Origin of the sequence: Ferdinandcohnia sp. QZ13 (assembly GCF_031324165.1) — a bacterium.
GTDB lineage: Bacteria > Bacillota > Bacilli > Bacillales > Bacillaceae_L > Ferdinandcohnia.
In genome coordinates this window covers 764807-781778 of the sequence record NZ_JAVIVW010000001.1, presented here as the reverse complement: position 1 = coordinate 781778, position 16972 = coordinate 764807, and the positions used below count along the sequence as shown (strand labels likewise).

Sequence of the window (16972 nt, the reverse complement as noted above, 5' to 3'; positions counted from 1 at the left end):
ATTGTTAAAATGATGGTACTTGTACAAAGACAGTCTAGCAAGGAAGGGATGATATTTTGAACAAGCGAATTGTACTACTACTCATCATCATTTGTTTAATCGGACTCGTTACTGTTCCAGTGGCTACAGCATCATCTAATCAACCTTTACCAAAAGAACAAGTGTTCACACTTCTACAAGAAGCCTTTCAAGCACAATCTTCACTAACACTAGAATTTCGTACATATGATGAGGTAGAGCAAATCCTCGCACCTTATTTTCGTAAGGACTTTGCAGCAACCTTTTTAGAGGAGAATTTAATGAAGGAAGAAGAGGGGTATATTGTATATGGCTCCGATTTTGCCTTATACTTTGTTCCGTTTTATTCCTATACAGACGAAACAAAAATTCTATTTGATCAGCAAGAAAATAAAATGTATGTCTATGAATTATTCAAAGCTCCCGATTCAGGACCAGTTTCGTATAAAGATCATTATGAAATCATCACGCTTGAAAAAATAAATTCAAATTGGGTGATTTCTAAACTTGCTATGGAAGATGAGCCCCCTTTTGTAAAAGAGACCAAGAGTGAAGCGGTTAAGGAAAATGAAAAGGCTAAAACGGATACATCATTTTTAACTTGGAATCCGTTTAAAACAACGATTTACTCCTTACTTGAGATGGACAATCGCACCCCGTTACAATCGGGATGCTTTAATGAAATATTTTGAAACCCTTAAAATAGAAATCCCAGTGGGATTTCTATTTTATTTTAAGAGATAATCTACAATTCCCATCGAACATATATCAAGGTCGAGTTCAATTATTTCGTATACGTCATGATTCCTTGGTACATTCCGTTCATCAAGATAGGATGTAACCTTTTTCAAAATCAGTTCCTTGATCATATTTTTATGCTCACTTGGACTTGCTAAAGGATGTTCAGCAAATGATTCTTTCCCAGCATTAACAAAGATTGGCAACCAAAAGGAGATCTGTTTATATACCTCATTCACATTTGTTGTCATCCCAAAATGACCAAAATAAATAGTTGTAACTTGCAACGATTTTATTTTTTCAACGGATTCTAACATCGCATCAGGTCGGAATTGATTGGGTGAGGTGGAAGGCAAAAAGAGCTCAATATCATCTTTTACAAGTTCATGATAATAAACACCAATTGTATCACCGGTAAAAACGCCGTTGCTGACAGGATCAAAAATGCTGAAATGATGATTAGAATGACCTGGTGAATCATAAAAAACAAGTGTACAATCTGGTCCAATTGTCAGCTCTGCTCGGTCTTCCTTCACAATTAAATTTTCCTCAGAGATGGGAATAATCGGATGAAATAACCTATCAAAGTCCTCCCCGTATACTGCTTTTGCACCTGCCATTAAACGGCTAGGATCAGCTAAATGTCTAGCTCCTTTTGGATGAACAACCACTTTTGCATTTGGACAGTGTTGTAAAAGGAGTCCTGCACCTCCTGCGTGATCTAAATGAATATGAGTTACGATAATATACTCTACTTCATTTGGATGAATGTTGAGTTCTTTTAACCCTTCTAAAATGTAAGAGATGGACGGACTTGCACTTGTTTCAACAATTGTAATTTTTTCTTCTTTAATTATGTAAGAACCCGTTCGAGCTTTCCTTCCCAAATCATGTGCATCAATTAAAAATATTCGCTCATTTAGTTGCGTAAGATTTGTCATGTTTTCCTCCCAATTTTTTATTGTTTCATGGCTAATTTTATTGTATTGTTACATAGTAGTTATGTAAAGGTATTGAATACAATATTCTGATAATATTACTCCGTTCGAAAAATGTGGATAGAAGAATGGATATTGCTCAATCCTAAAAGAAACAGGCTTTACGCATACGAAAGGAGAGGCACATATGTCACAGTTACAAGGAATCATTACTCGCCTTATCAGCCTTCAGGAAAATGCAAATGGTGGGGAGCCCCCTCAACGTTTTTTTGAAGTGAATGGTGAAAGAAAGTGCAGTGTAAAATATTTTAACAAAACAAGTACATTTGAACTTGAAGTATACCAGCCAGGGGAAAAACCAAAAACATATCAATTCGATAATATTGATATGATCGCAATTGAAATTTTTGATTTAATTAGCTAATCATCATTGTAACGGTTCGGCGCATTGCCGGACCATTTTCTTTTTAAGCGACCTTTCATAATACCCCAGTTGCAAAATAATACAAGTTATCCCTATTAAATTATGGTAAAATAAAGGGGGAGCATGAATAATAGTAAACTGGGAACATATGAAAAATAATTACGATGTGAGGTTGTGAGGCTTACATGTTTGGTCTTCAAAGTGAAAATTTATTTGAAACAACAATTAATGACATGATTATTCCTGCGGATAAAGTTGCCCATGTTCAAATTGGAAACAGCCTAGAACACGCACTTTTAGTCCTTACGAAAACCGGTTATACCGCCGTTCCAGTATTAGACCCAAAATATAAACTACACGGATTAATCAGCTCAACCCATATCCTAGACTCAATCCTCGGATTAGAACGAATTGAATTTGAACGTCTAGAGAAAATGAAGGTTGAAGAAGTAATGAATAGGGAAATCCCGAGGTTGAACCTTAATGACAATGTTTTAAAAGGCCTTCATCTAGTCATTGATAACCCATTTGTTTGTGTAGAAAATGATGAATTAGTATTTGAGGGGATTTTTACCCGTCGCGCAATCTTAAAACAATTGAATAAACAACTTAAAATTAAATAAAGTTTCAAATTCCTCCATAATTAAAGTGGAGGTTTTTTTGTTATTAATGAAATTTAATAGTAAATAAATTATACTATAAGTAAAACTTATGCCTGTAGGTTAGGGAGGAACAAGTGTGCAATTTTCCGAATTTCAATTATTAGTAGTGCTTGCATCTGAATTAAATATGAGAAAGGCTTCAGAGCGCCTATTTGTTACTCAGCCAGCGCTATCTCAACGTCTTCAAACGATTGAAAAAGCATGGAATACAAAGATTTTTATTCGCTCCCAGAAAGGGCTAACGCCTACACCTGCGGGAGAAAAGATTATAGATTTTGCAAAAGAGGTTGTAGAAAAAGAGGAGAAAATAAGGGAGCAGCTGCAAGGGCTAAATCAAGAAGTGCATGGGACGCTAAAAATTGCGTGTGCTTCCATTATAGGGCAAAATTGGCTTCCAAAGGTTTTAAAGAAATATGTAAATAAATATCCACATGCAAAAATCTCACTAATTACTGGCTGGAGTAGTGAGATTTTAAAAAATCTATATGATGATACTGTCCATATTGGAATCATTCGCGGTAAACCTGATTGGAAGGGTGCCAAACACCATTTATTAACGGATACGATGTATATGGTTGATAAAGAAATCCAAAAAATTGAACAGGTGTGGGAAACCGATCGACCGTTTATACAATTTAAAAGTGACTCAACCTATTATCAAGAAATCCAAGAATGGTGGCATCGCACCTTCCAGTCTACACCACGCCGAACAATAGTAGTTGATCAAATTGAAACGTGTAAACAAATGACCTTAAATGGAATTGGATATGCCATTTTGCCATCCGTCACATTAAATGATGAGGAAACGAAAAACATCTATAAAATCCCGTTAATGAATGAAAACAATGAACCAATGAAACGAGATACATGGCTGGTTGGCTATGATTATGCGTTTGAACTTAAGCAGGTTCAAGCATTTGTGGAAATGATCAAGGAAAACGTGGATTCTTTATAAATTTATCCTCACCATGAATTCAATCTTCAAATATGTGTAGAATAATCACAGTATGATTGTGACAAATTACATATATGAGGAGGTGGATGATTAATGGCGAAAATTGGTGTTGAGGGCTCTTTAACAAATGTTCAACAAGCTCTTCAAGAAAAAGGCTATGAAGTTGTTCAGTTAAAACAGGAAAGTGATGCACAAAACTGCGACTGCTGTGTTTTGACAGGTTTAGATTCAAATGTGATGGGTATAGCTGATACTGTCATGAAAGGGCCGGTTATTGAAGCAAATGGCCTATCTGCTGACGAGGTTTGTCAAGAAGTGGAGAGTCGCTTAGGACAAGCGTAAATGACAATATAGAAGAAGACAACGAGACTAGGTACACCACCTAGTCTTTTTTTATGCTTCATTTTATAAATGTTGTTAAGATTGTATTCATTTTTGAAAATATGACAAGATATTGCTTACATCAATAGCAGAGTCTTTGTTAGTAGGCCCTTTCAACCCAAATGGTTTAATCAAAGTCTAATTTGGTTATACAAGATATTAGTGTAAATGTTATCAATTAACTTATAAAATAGTTGGAGGTCTTACATATGGCAGAACGTATGGTAGGTAAACAAGCTCCTCGTTTTGAAATGGACGCTGTTATGCCAAACAAAGAATTTGGTAAAGTAAGTCTTGAAGAAAACATGAAAAATGACAAATGGACTGTATTGTTCTTTTATCCAATGGATTTCACTTTCGTTTGTCCAACAGAAATCACTGCAATGTCTGATCGCTTTGACGAGTTTGATGATTTAGATGCTGTTGTTATCGGCGCTTCTACTGACACAATTCACACACACTTAGCTTGGATTCACACTGACCGTAAAGACAATGGGTTAGGTGATCTCAATTATCCATTAGCTGCTGACACAAACCACGCTATTTCTAAAGAATATGGCGTTCTAATCGAAGAAGAAGGTGTTGCACTTCGTGGTTTATTCATCATCAGCCCAGAAGGTGAAATGATGTATTCAGTCGTTAACCACAATAATATCGGTCGTGACGTTGACGAAACCTTACGTGTTCTCCAAGCCCTTCAAACAGGTGGACTCTGCCCAGCTAACTGGAGACCAGGTCAGGCTACACTAAATGTGTAAGGCTATCATTAGCAGGGACTAACATACAGTTTGGCCCTTTATTCCATAAGTTTGGAGGATAACACTATGAAATTACGTGAACAAATGCCTGAGCTTGAAGGAGCAAAGGCTTGGTTTAATGGTGAGGTTCATAAGTCTGACCTAGTTGGTGATAAGCCTACACTCATTCATTTCTGGTCAATCAGCTGTGGTCTATGTAAAGAAGCCATGCCACAAGTCAATGAATTTCGCGATCAATATAAAGACAAATTAAATGTTGTGGCAGTTCACATGCCGAGATCAGAAAATGATCTTGATTTAGATGAAATCAAGCAAGTAGCCCAACAACATAACATCACACAGCCCATTTTTGTTGACAGTGATCTTAAACTAAATGATAAATTTGAAAATCAATATGTTCCTGCCTATTATGTGTTTGATAAAGAAGGTAAGCTTCGTCACTTTCAAGCGGGTGGAAGTGGAATGAAAATGCTAACGAAACGTGTTAATCGTGTATTAGAGGAAACAGAGAAGGCAGACCAAGAATAATGGTAGCAAAACAAGACCAAGTCATTTTTTGACCTGGTCTTGTTTTTTATCTCTCTATAGAAAAAATTTAGAATTTTTGATAATGCACTAGTAATTTATTTCGAAAACCGATATATTATATGTTACGTAGTTTTTTAACATTTTCTTCATGTTTTTGGAAACACCAAGGGGGGAGTTTAATGGAGACCTTTAAGAAATTAAAGGGGTTTTATTGGCCGTATCGTAAGTATTTTTTCTGGTCATTATTTGCAATGATTTTTGTGACAGGGATTACAGTTGTGTATCCAATTGTGCTTCAGCTAACAATTGATGAAGTTTTTCGAGCGGGTAACTATCAGCTTGTACCATATCTTGCCCTAGGTTTCATTGCCATTATGGTTATTAAGGGGGTAGCTACGTATTTTAATCAATATCTAGGTGATTTATTTGGAATAACTGCTGTATATAGGGTAAGAAATGCATTATATGAAAAACTTCAACGATTATCGTTTAGCTACTATGACAATGCGAAAACAGGGGATCTGATGTCACGCTTAACAGCAGATGTAGAAGGGTTTCGATTCTTCCTATCCTTTGGATTTGCGGAATTGCTTCGTTTTGCTCTTTTAATTGTCTTTAGCTTAATAGTCATGTTTTCCTATTCTGTACCACTTACTTTCGTGACAATTATGGCATTGCCATTTTTAGCGATTGTTGTCTATCGCTTTGACAAACGTGTTCACCCTGCTTTTCGTAAGGTTCGAAAAACCTTTGGTCGCCTGAATACAAATGTCCAAGAAAATATTAGTGGAATAAATACAGTAAAATCATTATCACGTGAAGAGTTTCAAATCAATAAGTTTAATCAGTCCAACGAGGGCTATCGTGATGTATCACTTGCAACTTCTACGATTTGGGCGAAATTCTTCCCATTAATGGAGTTTATCGGTAATGTCTGTGTCGTTGCGCTTCTTTCATATGGAGGATATTTAGTTATTGATGGTGCAGTTTCACATGGTGAACTTGTCGCCTTTTTTAGTTTAGTATGGTACTTACTTAATCCAATCATGAACCTTGGATTTATCATCAACATGTTTTCACAAGCAAAAGCGTCAGGAGAACGCCTTTTAGAAATTCTTGAGGCTGATGAGAAAATTGTTGACCGAGACGATTGTGTCACGAAAGAAACACTACAGGGTCATGTTGAATTTAAAGATGTTACCTTAAAATATACAGAGGATGATGAGGCAGCCCTTGAATCAATTTCATTTACTGCTGAACCAGGCAAGGTAGTTGGCTTAATTGGGGCTACCGGTTCAGGAAAAACAAGTATTACTCAGCTGATGACGAGATTTTATGAACCAGTAAAGGGTCAAGTGTTGCTTGATGGTAGAAACATAACCGATTATTCGATCCAAACCTTAAGAAGTAATATTGGTTTTGTTATGCAAGAGTCGTTCTTATTCTCGTCAACTATCCGTGCCAATATAGCTTATGGAAAACCGAATGCAACCATGGAAGAAATTATTGATGCAGCAAAACGAGCACAGGCACATGAGTTCATCATGGAGCTTCCAAAAGGTTATGATACGATGTTAGGTGAACGCGGTATGGGATTATCAGGAGGTCAAAAACAACGGATCGCCATTGCTCGATCCATCTGCATTGACCCAAGTATTTTAATTCTTGATGATGCCACAAGTGCAGTCGATATGGAAACGGAATTTAAGATTCAGCAGGACTTAAAGGGAGTTATGAAAGGACGCACAACATTTATCATTGCTCATCGTATCTCTTCCCTGAAACATGCTGATGAAATTTTAGTATTAGATAATGGTGTCATCGTGGAACGTGGAACTCACGAAGAATTATTGAAAAATGAGGGACCATATCAACGTATTTATGAAATTCAATATAAGGATCAAAAAGTGGTCCTTCAGTCACAAGTCGGATAGGTAGGTGAGATGATATGTCCCAGGAAGAAAAACAAGATATAAAACATCGCTTCCATTATTCAAGTGATACAGTCATTGAGAAACCGTTTAACTGGAAGCAAATGCTTAGATTACTAGCGTATATGAAACCATATTCTAAGAGTTTATTACCACTTGCAATTATCATGGTATTACTTACAACTGCGGTAAGGTTAATTGCACCAATTTTAATTGGTAAGTATACGATCGACCATGCGATTGCAAATAAAGATACGAATTTATTAATTATCTTAGTTGCGGTGATTGCCGGGTTATATGCGATCAATTATGTGGCAAACATTTATAGAATTAAATGGACGAATATGCTAGGGCAAAATATTATTTACGATTTGCGAAAGCATCTTTTTACACATGTTCAAGGGCTTTCACACCGCTTTTTTGACAAGCGATCAGCGGGTTCTATATTAGTTCGAATTCTTAATGATGTAAATTCTCTTCAAGAATTATTCACCAATGGGGTTATTAATCTATTAATGGACTTTGTTCTGTTATTTGGGGTTATTTTTATTCTCTTTGGATTAAGTCCAAAGCTCACATTGGCTATCTTGATTATTCTACCTTTGATGGTCTTAATCACAACAAAATTAAGAAGAAATATTAGAAGATCATGGCAGACAGTGCGGATTAAACAATCCATGCTTAACTCCCATTTGAATGAAAGTATTCAGGGGATACGTGTTACACAAGCATTTACACAGGAAAATGAGAATATCGAATTCTTCGATGGTATTAATAACGAAAACTATGAAAGTTGGAGAGTTGCCACCCAAAAGAATGCAATGTTCCGTCCGTTTGTTGAAATGACGAATGCGGTTGGGACAGCGATTCTCATTTGGTTTGGCGCGATGCTTATCCAGGACAATGGATTAACTGTTGGGGTTTTCGTTTCTTTTGCCTTTTACCTAGGTATGTTCTGGGAGCCGATTTCTCGCTTAGGTCAAGTGTATAATCAACTATTAGTAGGGATGGCTTCATCTGAACGCATTTTTGAATTTATCGATGAAAAGCCAATCGTTGGTGAAAAAGAGAATGCGATTCACCTAACCGATATGAAAGGGAAGGTTGAATTTAATAAGGTTGAATTTTCATATGACGATAGTCGTAAAGCGTTAAAAGGTATTTCCTTAACGATGGAAGCGGGTCAAACGGTTGCCCTTGTAGGTCATACCGGATCAGGTAAAACAACAATAGCCAATCTAATCAGCCGTTTTTACGATGCAACAAGTGGGGTAGTTCGAATTGATGGAATCGATATTAAAGAATTATCGCTTCAAAGTGTTCGTTCCCAAATTAGTGTGGTTCTTCAAGATACATTTATTTTCTCAGGTACAATTAAAGAAAATATTCGTTTTGGTCGACCGGATGCCACCGATGAAGAAGTTATAGAAGCTGCAAAAGCAGTGGGGGCTAATCAGTTTATTGAGAAGCTTATTAACGGATATGATACAGAAGTCGAGGAGAGAGGAAATATCTTATCTGTGGGTGAACGACAATTATTATCGTTTGCTCGCGCACTTCTAGCAGATCCGAAGATTCTAATTCTAGATGAAGCAACAGCTAGCATAGATACAGAAACTGAGGTAAAAATACAACAGGCTCTGAAACAACTATTAAAGGATCGGACGGCCATTATCATCGCCCATAGACTTTCAACGATTCGTGAAGCCGACAAAATTTTTGTATTAGACCACGGAGAAATTATTGAACAAGGAAATCATGATGAACTTATGAAACAACAAGGTGAGTATTTCGGTTTAGTAAGGGCACAATTTAAGATGCTTGAAGCAATATAAGGAAAAAAATGAAAGGACGATAAATATTGTCCTTTCATTTTTTTGGTCTCGTACGTATGAATGAAGGGGGATAAGGTGCTTCCACATTCGTAATTAATTATGTTACAATCAATGGTATCTAAAATTGTTGGGGGAATAGTAGTGAATAAAAAAGAATTTGCGGTTATTGGCCTAGGTCGTTTTGGAGGTAGTATTTGCCGTGCATTGAGTGATGAAGGCATGGAAGTTATGGCCATGGACATTGATGAAGATAAAGTGAATGAATATTCAACGATTGCCTCGCATGCAGTTGTAGGGGATTCCACGGATGAATCTGTACTCAAAAGTATTGGGATTCGTAATTTTGATCTTGTTATTGTGGCAATCGGGGATAACCTGAAGGCTAGTATTTTAACAACCATTATCTTGAAAGAATTAGGAGTTAAACAAATTTGGGTAAAGGCACAAAACGATTATCATGAGAAAATCTTAAGTAAAATTGGAGCAGATCGAATTGTCCACCCCGAACGTGATATGGGGAAACGAATTGCTCACAATATCATCTCAAATAATGTACTAGATTATTTAGAGCTTTCAGATGAGCATAGTATTATTGAAATTGTTGCAGGGCGGAAAATAGATGGAAAATCATTAATTGAATTAGATGTTCGCGCCAAATATGGGGTAACCATTGTTGCGATGAAAAGAGGAAAGAATATTATTGTTTCGCCTCAAGCAACCGAACAAATTCAAAAAGGTGATATTTTAATCATTATCGGAGCCGATACAGATATCAGTCGTTTCGAAAAAAACCTAATCGAAGAATAAACGTCTCATTTGAGGCGTTTTTTTTAGGTTGTTTTCGAATCTTTGTTGTTTTTGATATAGCAATTAATAAGTATTCCAAGACGCTTAGGTGCTCCCTATAGTGATTGGAGCGTATGGCACGAGATCCTCAAAAATGCAGGCATTTTCTTCGTGCGGTGTAGTTTCAAGGATCAAACTCAACGTCCTGCGGGAATAGCGAGCCAAGCCAAGACCCCGCAGTGAGAAATTAATGTTCGAAGCCTAAGGGCGCCACGTCCAGTGGCAATGGCTTCGTGACCTACATCATGTAAGCCTGAGGATCGCCCGCGGAAAGCGAGTGCCAGAAGCAAAAACACCCTAGATCTACAAGAGACTTTATTTATATATAAAAACCCACTGAGGATACCTCAGTGGGAGATCAACATTGAATATAAGGGTAAATGAAAACGAATTACACTTCCATAATGATTGGTAAAATCATTGGACGGCGTTTTGTCTTCTCATATAGGAAAGGAGCAAGCGTATCTGTGATTTCATTCTTAATCTCAGACCATTGTGTCGTACGGCGCTCCATCACTTTATTTAAATGCTTTGATATCAAACTTTGCGCATCATTAATTAAATCTCCAGACTCGCGCATATACACAAATCCACGAGAAATTAAATCAGGACCTGCTGCAATCTTAAAGTCTTTCATATTAATACTTACCACAACAATGACAAGTCCTTCTTCAGAAAGGATGCGGCGGTCGCGTAATACGATATTACCGATATCACCGACTCCACTACCATCAATATACACATTGCCTGAAGGGATTTTACCAGCTACAGACGCTTCATTCTCGCTTAACGCAAGAACCTCACCATTGTCCATGATAAAGCAATTTTCTTCAAATACACCACAATCTACAGCTGATTTTGCATGCATGATTTGCATACGATATTCACCGTGAATAGGCATAAAGTATTTTGGTTGCATGAGGCGAAGCATTAATTTTTGCTCTTCCTGCCCTCCGTGTCCAGAAGTATGGATGTCGCTAAGTGGACCATGAATCACATCAGCCCCTGCGCGATAAAGCATATTAATGATTCGACTAACACTCAATGTATTTCCAGGAATAGGGGAGGATGAAAAAACAACTGTATCCCCAGGATTAATTTGAATTTGTCGGTGAGTGCCATTTGCAATTCTTGAGAGAGCTGCCATTGGTTCACCTTGACTTCCTGTACATAGAATAACTACTTTATTCGATGGAAGACGGTTGATTTGGTTAGCGTCTACAAAAGTGTCCTTCGGGCATTGGATATAGCCTAGATCATAACCAATTGTGATTGCCGATTCCATACTTCTTCCGAACACCGCGATTTTTCGATCATTTTTAACAGCGGCTTCAACCACTTGTTGAAGACGATGAATATTGGATGCGAAAGTAGCGAAAATAATCCGACCATCGACCGTACGAAAGATATCTTGAATACTTTCGCCTACACGTCTTTCTGACATTGTGAAATGAGGGATTTCAGCATTTGTACTATCAGACAGTAAACAAAGAACCCCTTCCTTACCTATTTCCGCCATCTTTTGAAGGTTTGCAGGCTCTCCGACAGGTGTGAAGTCAAACTTGAAATCCCCTGTATGTACGATTTGTCCAGGAGGAGTTTTAACCACAATCCCGTAGGAGTCAGGAATACTATGTGTTGTTCTGAAAAAAGTAACCGATGTTTTACGGAACTTTATGATGTCATCCTCTTTAATTTCGATTAGCTTTGCCTGTCGGAGAAGTCCGTGCTCTTCTAACTTGTTTCGAATTAAACCTAAGGCAAGCTTTCCACCGTATATCGGTATATTAATTTCACGAAGTAAATAAGGAATACCACCGATATGGTCTTCATGACCATGTGTGATAAATAATCCCTTAATCTTTTCTTCGTTCTTTACAAGATAGCTGTAATCAGGAATAACATAGTCGATTCCCAACAGCTCGTCCTCTGGAAACTTAATTCCAGCATCGATCAGGATAATTTCATCCTGGAACTGCACGCCATAAGTGTTTTTACCGATTTCCCCAAGTCCACCTAAGGCGAAAACAGCTGTTTGATCGTTTTTTACAAATTTCATCATTCATCAAATCTCCAATACTTTATAATCTTCATTTAGTTTTTCATATTCAAGATAGGCCCCTTCCACCCGTTGAATATATTCAATGTTAATTTTCCGTTCCTTTAATTTTTGGCGAACCTCAACTTGAGATTCTGCTTCAATAAACATCGTTTTTGTATTTTCTCTTACAGGAACTTCATAAGCATCTTCTTGGTAGTAAACTTTAAAAATCATTGCCAAATCTCTCCTTAATTTCCGAAAGTTAGAGTAACTTTTTCTATTATATAAAAATATAACATGATTTTCATGTTTTTTCTTACTTTTCCTAAATATTTCTTATCAAATGTATACCTAATAGGTAAAAAGAGGGGGTAGTCTAAGGGGAAAGACTATAAATTTTCGGATAAAACGAATTGGGAAATGAAGATTAATCCACCGTACACCTAAAAATGTATTATATCATTAATATTAATTGTAGTACATAACGAGCCCTCCGAAACACGAAGGGCTCTATCGTCTTTCTTTTTAATGACTTTAATGAATTACGCAATCGACTTCCTTTTTAATAAATCCTGCCATTGTTTTATTAATTTCTCCCGTAACTTTTTTAGCATGACTATCATCTCCTTTTTTCACTGACTTTAAACATTTCAAAAACGATGCGATGGTTTTAAGTTTGTCCTTAGTATGTGGAAAAAAAGGATGTTTATCATGGAAAAATACTGGAAACAACAAAAAAGCATCGACATGCTGTGCACATCGATACTTTCAAGTTTAACGTTCAATTGGAATGGCGTTTTCTGGCTCTGTAAAAGGATTCTCCATATTAATATGATCATAAAACATTACCCCATTTAAATGATCTATCTCATGCTGAAAACAAATCGCTGGAAGACCTTTAAGTTCTACAATGATTTCTTCGCCATCTAAATTAGTTCCTTTGACCTTGATTTTTGCATAACGAGGAACATAGCCTGGTACAGCGCGGTCAACAGATAAACAACCCTCACCTGCTGTTAGATAGCTCTTTTTAACAGAATGACTGATAATCTTAGGATTGAATAAAGCAAAGCTATAAAGCACATCATCTTCTTTTAAAAGAACTGCAATCATACGCTTTGACACATTAATCTGTGGTGCAGCAAGCCCAATTCCAGGTCTTAATCCATATTTTTCGGCTATTTCTGGGTCTTGGCTGTTTTTTACATACTCAAGGAGCTCTTCCAATATTTTTCGGTCTTCAGGCGATGGAGGTAAAGCAACTTCTTTTGCAATTTGACGCAATGTAGGGTGCCCTTCGCGGATTATATTTTCCATTGTAATCAATGTTATCACTTCCTGCTCTTGATGCTGTTTGTAGTTTTAGTTTAACAAAGGTCTCATGTTTTTGAAATACAAAAAGAAGCGGACAACCTTGTTCTAAACTTTGGACTACCAAATATAATAAAATAAATCCTAAACCCAAAATTTATGTTATGAAAACATATTAATATATAGTATATTGTAAGTAGCTAAGGGGGAACAGATCGTGAAAAATAAAACGTTTAAACTGTCATTTGTTTTACTTTGTGTGATTTTTCTCTTAATTGGATGCATGAATGGACCATCACCTGAAGAACAAATTTATGAGACCTTAGAAAAAGTTGTTGCTGTTGAAAAGGACTTTGAAGAACAACAAGATCCATTAGTCGAATTGGAGAAAAGAGAAAAGGAACTCTACGATGAAATTTTAACATTGGGAATGAAAGAATTTGATCAAATCGTTACATTATCTAAGGAAGCTCTAGGTATTGTGTCTGAACGTGAAACAAGGATTAACAATGAACATGAAAGTATCAAAGCTTCTAAGAAGGAGTTTCAAAAAATTGATTCCTTTGTTTCCGAGATAAAAGAAGAAAGTGTAAAGGAAGAAGCAGATGCTTTAGTTTCAGTGATGAATCAGCGTTATGAAAGCTATGAGGAATTATATACTTCTTATACTGAAGCTATTGGATATGATAAAAAATTATATGAGATGTTTCAAAATGAAGAATTAACATTAGAAGAACTGGAACAACAAATCAATCTCATTAATGAGACCTATGAAAAAGTGGTTGCGGCAAACGAGTCGTTTAATAAACTTACTGACCAATACAACAATGCAAAGGTTTCATTTTATAAAAAAGCAGGACTAGAGGTTGTTTTTAAAGAGGAAGAATAATACACGCAATGAAAGGGCTACCAATACTGGTAGTCCTTTTCTATTGGCGTTTTTAAGGTTTTTAAGTTGAAAACAACTTAATATTTTTCATTTTTTATGATACAGACGATAAATGTGTACTGGTACAGTTTTTAAAAATGGATAAGAATTCCAAGACAAAACTTTTTGTGGACAAGAAATAAAACAGTAAACAAACAATTTGACGACTCACTTTCATTGTTGTAAACTTGGAAATGGATAGAGAGCAGTTGTATTAATTGCTTTACCAAAATAATTAATACAGCTTCATTTAGGAAACAGAATATGCTTTTCGAGCATTACTGAAAGTCATTACATCTAAAGACCATGTCCACAGGGACAAAAAATGTCTTTGAAAAGATATATTTTTGGGTAACCTAATGCTGTATGTTTTGTATCATTCCAAACTTTATAAATGGCTATTTCGCCATAATAAAGTTGAAGCACCTTCTTAAAATCACGAGGGCGCATTCGAATAAGAAAATAGGGTAAGAAAGGAAGCGAGAAGAAGATGGCTGTAAAAGCAAATGTCTTTGATTTACAAGGGCAACTGGATAAGGTTGCTGAAAACTTTCCTATGTTCCAGATCTTAAATGAAGAAGGAGAAGTGGTAAATAAAGCTGCTGTTCCTGATTTAAGTGATGATCAATTAAAAGAATTAATGAGAAGAATGGTCTATACACGAATCCTTGATCAACGTTCTATTTCATTAAACCGTCAAGGGCGCTTAGGTTTCTATGCACCTACTGCTGGTCAAGAAGCATCTCAACTTGCATCTCAATTTGCTTTAGAAAAAGAAGATTTCATTTTACCAGGTTACCGTGATGTACCTCAAATCGTTTGGCATGGATTACCATTATACCAAGCATTCTTATTCTCACGTGGACATTTCCATGGGAACCAAATGCCTGAAGGAGTTAATGTAATTTCTCCACAAATCATCATTGGGGCACAATACATACAGTGTGCTGGTGTGGCTTTAGGTATGAAAAAACGTGGCAAGAAATCAATTGCTATTACTTATACTGGTGACGGTGGTACTTCACAAGGTGATTTCTATGAAGGAATCAACTTTGCAGGAGCGTTCAAAGCACCTGCAGTATTTATCGTTCAAAATAACCGTTTTGCCATTTCTACTCCAGTTGAAAAACAATCTGCAGCTCATACACTAGCTCAAAAAGCTGTAGCAGCTGGTATTCCTGGAATTCAAGTTGATGGAATGGACCCACTTGCTGTTTATGTAGCTGTTAAAGAAGCTCGTGAGCGCGCAGTTAATGGTGATGGTCCAACATTAATTGAGACTATGACTTATCGTTATGGTCCACATACAATGGCTGGGGATGACCCAACAAGATATCGTACTTCAGAGCTTGACAATGAATGGGAAAAGAAAGATCCACTCGTTCGTTTCCGTAAGTATCTTGAAGGTAAAGGAATTTGGAACGAAGAAATTGAAAACCAAGTCATTGAAGAAGCTAAAGAAGACATCAAGAACGCAATCAAAAAAGCTGACGAAACACCAAAGCAAAAGGTTACTGACCTTATTTCACATATGTTCGAAGTGCTTCCTCAAAATTTAGAGGAGCAAATGGAAATCTATAAAGCGAAGGAGTCGAAGTAAGCCATGGCGCAAATGACAATGATTCAAGCAATCACTGATGCGTTACGCACAGAATTAAAAAATAACCCAGATGTCTTAGTTTTCGGTGAAGACGTTGGAGTTAACGGCGGCGTGTTCCGTGCTACTGAAGGCCTACAAGCTGAATTCGGTGAAGATCGTGTATTTGATACACCACTTGCTGAATCAGGTATTGGTGGGCTTGCAGTTGGTTTAAGCTTACAGGGCTACCGTCCAGTACCAGAAATCCAATTCTTCGGATTTGTATACGAAGTAATGGATTCCATTAGTGGTCAATTAGCTCGTATGCGTTATCGTTCAGGTGGTCGCTACACTGCTCCAGTAACGATTCGTTCACCATTTGGTGGAGGGGTACATACTCCAGAACTTCACGCAGATAGCTTAGAAGGTCTAATTGCTCAACAGCCTGGTGTGAAGGTTGTTATTCCATCTACACCATACGATGCAAAAGGACTACTAATTGCAGCTATTCGTGATAATGACCCTGTTGTATTCCTAGAGCACATGAAGCTTTATCGTTCATTCCGCCAGGAAGTTCCTGAGGAAGAATACACAATTGAGCTTGGAAAAGCTGAAGTGAAGCGTGAAGGTACTGACCTTACTATGATTTCTTATGGTGCAATGGTACATGAATGCTTAAAAGCTGCAACTGAATTAGAAAAAGAGGGCATTTCTGCTGAGGTTATTGACCTACGTACTGTTAGCCCATTAGATATTCCTACAATCATTGCTTCTGTTGAAAAAACAGGACGCGCAATCGTTGTTCAAGAGGCTCAAAAGCAAGCTGGTATTGCAGCAAACGTAGTAGCTGAAATCAATGATCGTGCAATTTTAAGCTTAGAAGCACCAGTATTACGTGTAGCTGCACCTGATACTGTATATCCGTTCTCACAAGCAGAGTCAGTTTGGTTACCAAACTTCAAGGATGTATTGGAAACAGCTAAGAAAGTATTGAACTTCTAATTATACAAGGAAACTATATTTCCTTATTAAGTATGAACAGCCTTTGGTGTACGAGATAAGATTGATTACATCATATGTAGAGCCGTACACCAGGGCA

Annotated in this window: 17 protein-coding genes; 13 read left to right on the top strand and 4 right to left on the bottom strand. The window is 36.9% G+C overall.

Translation table 11 applies throughout. The annotated features are described in order from the left end of the window. Positions 1–56: 56 nt before the first annotated feature. Positions 57–710, top strand: coding sequence for a DUF3993 domain-containing protein (locus tag RGU12_RS03810; protein ID WP_309534866.1), 654 nt, complete (start codon positions 57–59; stop codon positions 708–710). Between the two features lie 36 nt (positions 711–746). On the opposite strand, the gene RGU12_RS03805 is transcribed toward RGU12_RS03810, so the two are convergent. Continuing rightward, positions 747–1697 carry an MBL fold metallo-hydrolase gene (locus tag RGU12_RS03805; RefSeq protein WP_309534865.1) on the bottom strand — a complete coding sequence of 317 codons (951 nt, stop codon included), beginning with the start codon at positions 1695–1697 and terminating at the stop codon, positions 747–749. A gap of 184 nt (positions 1698–1881) precedes the next feature. Between RGU12_RS03805 and RGU12_RS03800 the strand changes: the two genes are divergently transcribed. The 9 genes from RGU12_RS03800 (at position 1882) to RGU12_RS03760 (ending at position 9975) form a co-directional block, all read left to right on the top strand. Continuing rightward, complete coding sequence (locus RGU12_RS03800; RefSeq protein WP_116350747.1) at positions 1882–2118, top strand: YkuJ family protein; 237 nt, start codon at positions 1882–1884, stop codon at positions 2116–2118. A 185-nt stretch (positions 2119–2303) separates the two neighbouring features. Further along, positions 2304–2741: a cyclic-di-AMP-binding protein CbpB gene (cbpB, locus tag RGU12_RS03795; protein ID WP_116350746.1), complete on the top strand. Its 438-nt coding sequence runs from the start codon at positions 2304–2306 to the stop codon at positions 2739–2741. A gap of 115 nt (positions 2742–2856) precedes the next feature. Then, the gene (gene ccpC / locus RGU12_RS03790; RefSeq protein ID WP_116350745.1) at positions 2857–3735 is read left to right on the top strand and encodes a transcriptional regulator CcpC; all 879 of its coding nucleotides are present in this window, start codon (positions 2857–2859) and stop codon (positions 3733–3735) included. A 93-nt stretch (positions 3736–3828) separates the two neighbouring features. Beyond that, a complete protein-coding gene (locus RGU12_RS03785) occupies positions 3829–4077 on the top strand; it encodes a YkuS family protein (RefSeq protein WP_309534864.1) in 249 nt (82 codons plus the stop codon). Between the two features lie 248 nt (positions 4078–4325). Beyond that, a complete protein-coding gene (locus RGU12_RS03780) occupies positions 4326–4874 on the top strand; it encodes a peroxiredoxin (protein WP_309534863.1) in 549 nt (182 codons plus the stop codon). 66 nt (positions 4875–4940) lie between these two features. After that, a complete protein-coding gene (locus RGU12_RS03775; RefSeq protein WP_309534862.1) occupies positions 4941–5402 on the top strand; it encodes a TlpA disulfide reductase family protein in 462 nt (153 codons plus the stop codon). A 179-nt stretch (positions 5403–5581) separates the two neighbouring features. Further along, the gene (locus tag RGU12_RS03770; protein ID WP_309534861.1) at positions 5582–7336 is read left to right on the top strand and encodes an ABC transporter ATP-binding protein; all 1755 of its coding nucleotides are present in this window, start codon (positions 5582–5584) and stop codon (positions 7334–7336) included. Positions 7337–7350: 14 nt separating this feature from the next. Then, positions 7351–9168, top strand: a complete 1818-nt coding sequence (locus RGU12_RS03765) for an ABC transporter ATP-binding protein (protein WP_309534860.1) — start codon at positions 7351–7353, stop codon at positions 9166–9168. A gap of 141 nt (positions 9169–9309) precedes the next feature. Continuing rightward, a complete protein-coding gene (locus RGU12_RS03760) occupies positions 9310–9975 on the top strand; it encodes a potassium channel family protein (RefSeq protein WP_309534859.1) in 666 nt (221 codons plus the stop codon). A 430-nt stretch (positions 9976–10405) separates the two neighbouring features. On the opposite strand, the gene rnjA is transcribed toward RGU12_RS03760, so the two are convergent. The 3 genes from rnjA to def form a co-directional block, all read right to left on the bottom strand. After that, positions 10406–12073 (bottom strand): ribonuclease J1, encoded by a 1668-nt coding sequence (gene rnjA / locus RGU12_RS03755; RefSeq protein WP_309536265.1) that lies wholly within the window; start codon positions 12071–12073, stop codon positions 10406–10408. A gap of 6 nt (positions 12074–12079) precedes the next feature. Beyond that, positions 12080–12289, bottom strand: a complete 210-nt coding sequence (locus RGU12_RS03750; RefSeq protein ID WP_116350738.1) for a DNA-dependent RNA polymerase subunit epsilon — start codon at positions 12287–12289, stop codon at positions 12080–12082. A gap of 540 nt (positions 12290–12829) precedes the next feature. Further along, positions 12830–13381, bottom strand: a complete 552-nt coding sequence (gene def / locus RGU12_RS03745; protein ID WP_309534858.1) for a peptide deformylase — start codon at positions 13379–13381, stop codon at positions 12830–12832. A 202-nt stretch (positions 13382–13583) separates the two neighbouring features. Here def and RGU12_RS03740 point away from each other — a divergent pair, with 202 nt between their 5' ends. The 3 genes from RGU12_RS03740 to RGU12_RS03730 all read left to right on the top strand — a co-directional run bounded on the left by RGU12_RS03740 (position 13584) and on the right by RGU12_RS03730 (position 16875). Continuing rightward, the gene (locus RGU12_RS03740) at positions 13584–14255 is read left to right on the top strand and encodes a YkyA family protein (RefSeq protein WP_309534857.1); all 672 of its coding nucleotides are present in this window, start codon (positions 13584–13586) and stop codon (positions 14253–14255) included. Between the two features lie 529 nt (positions 14256–14784). Beyond that, positions 14785–15894, top strand: coding sequence for a pyruvate dehydrogenase (acetyl-transferring) E1 component subunit alpha (gene pdhA, locus RGU12_RS03735; protein WP_116350735.1), 1110 nt, complete (start codon positions 14785–14787; stop codon positions 15892–15894). 3 nt (positions 15895–15897) lie between these two features. After that, entirely contained in the window at positions 15898–16875 is a 978-nt protein-coding gene (locus RGU12_RS03730) for an alpha-ketoacid dehydrogenase subunit beta (RefSeq protein ID WP_116350734.1), read from the top strand. The last annotated feature ends 97 nt before the right edge of the window (positions 16876–16972 follow it).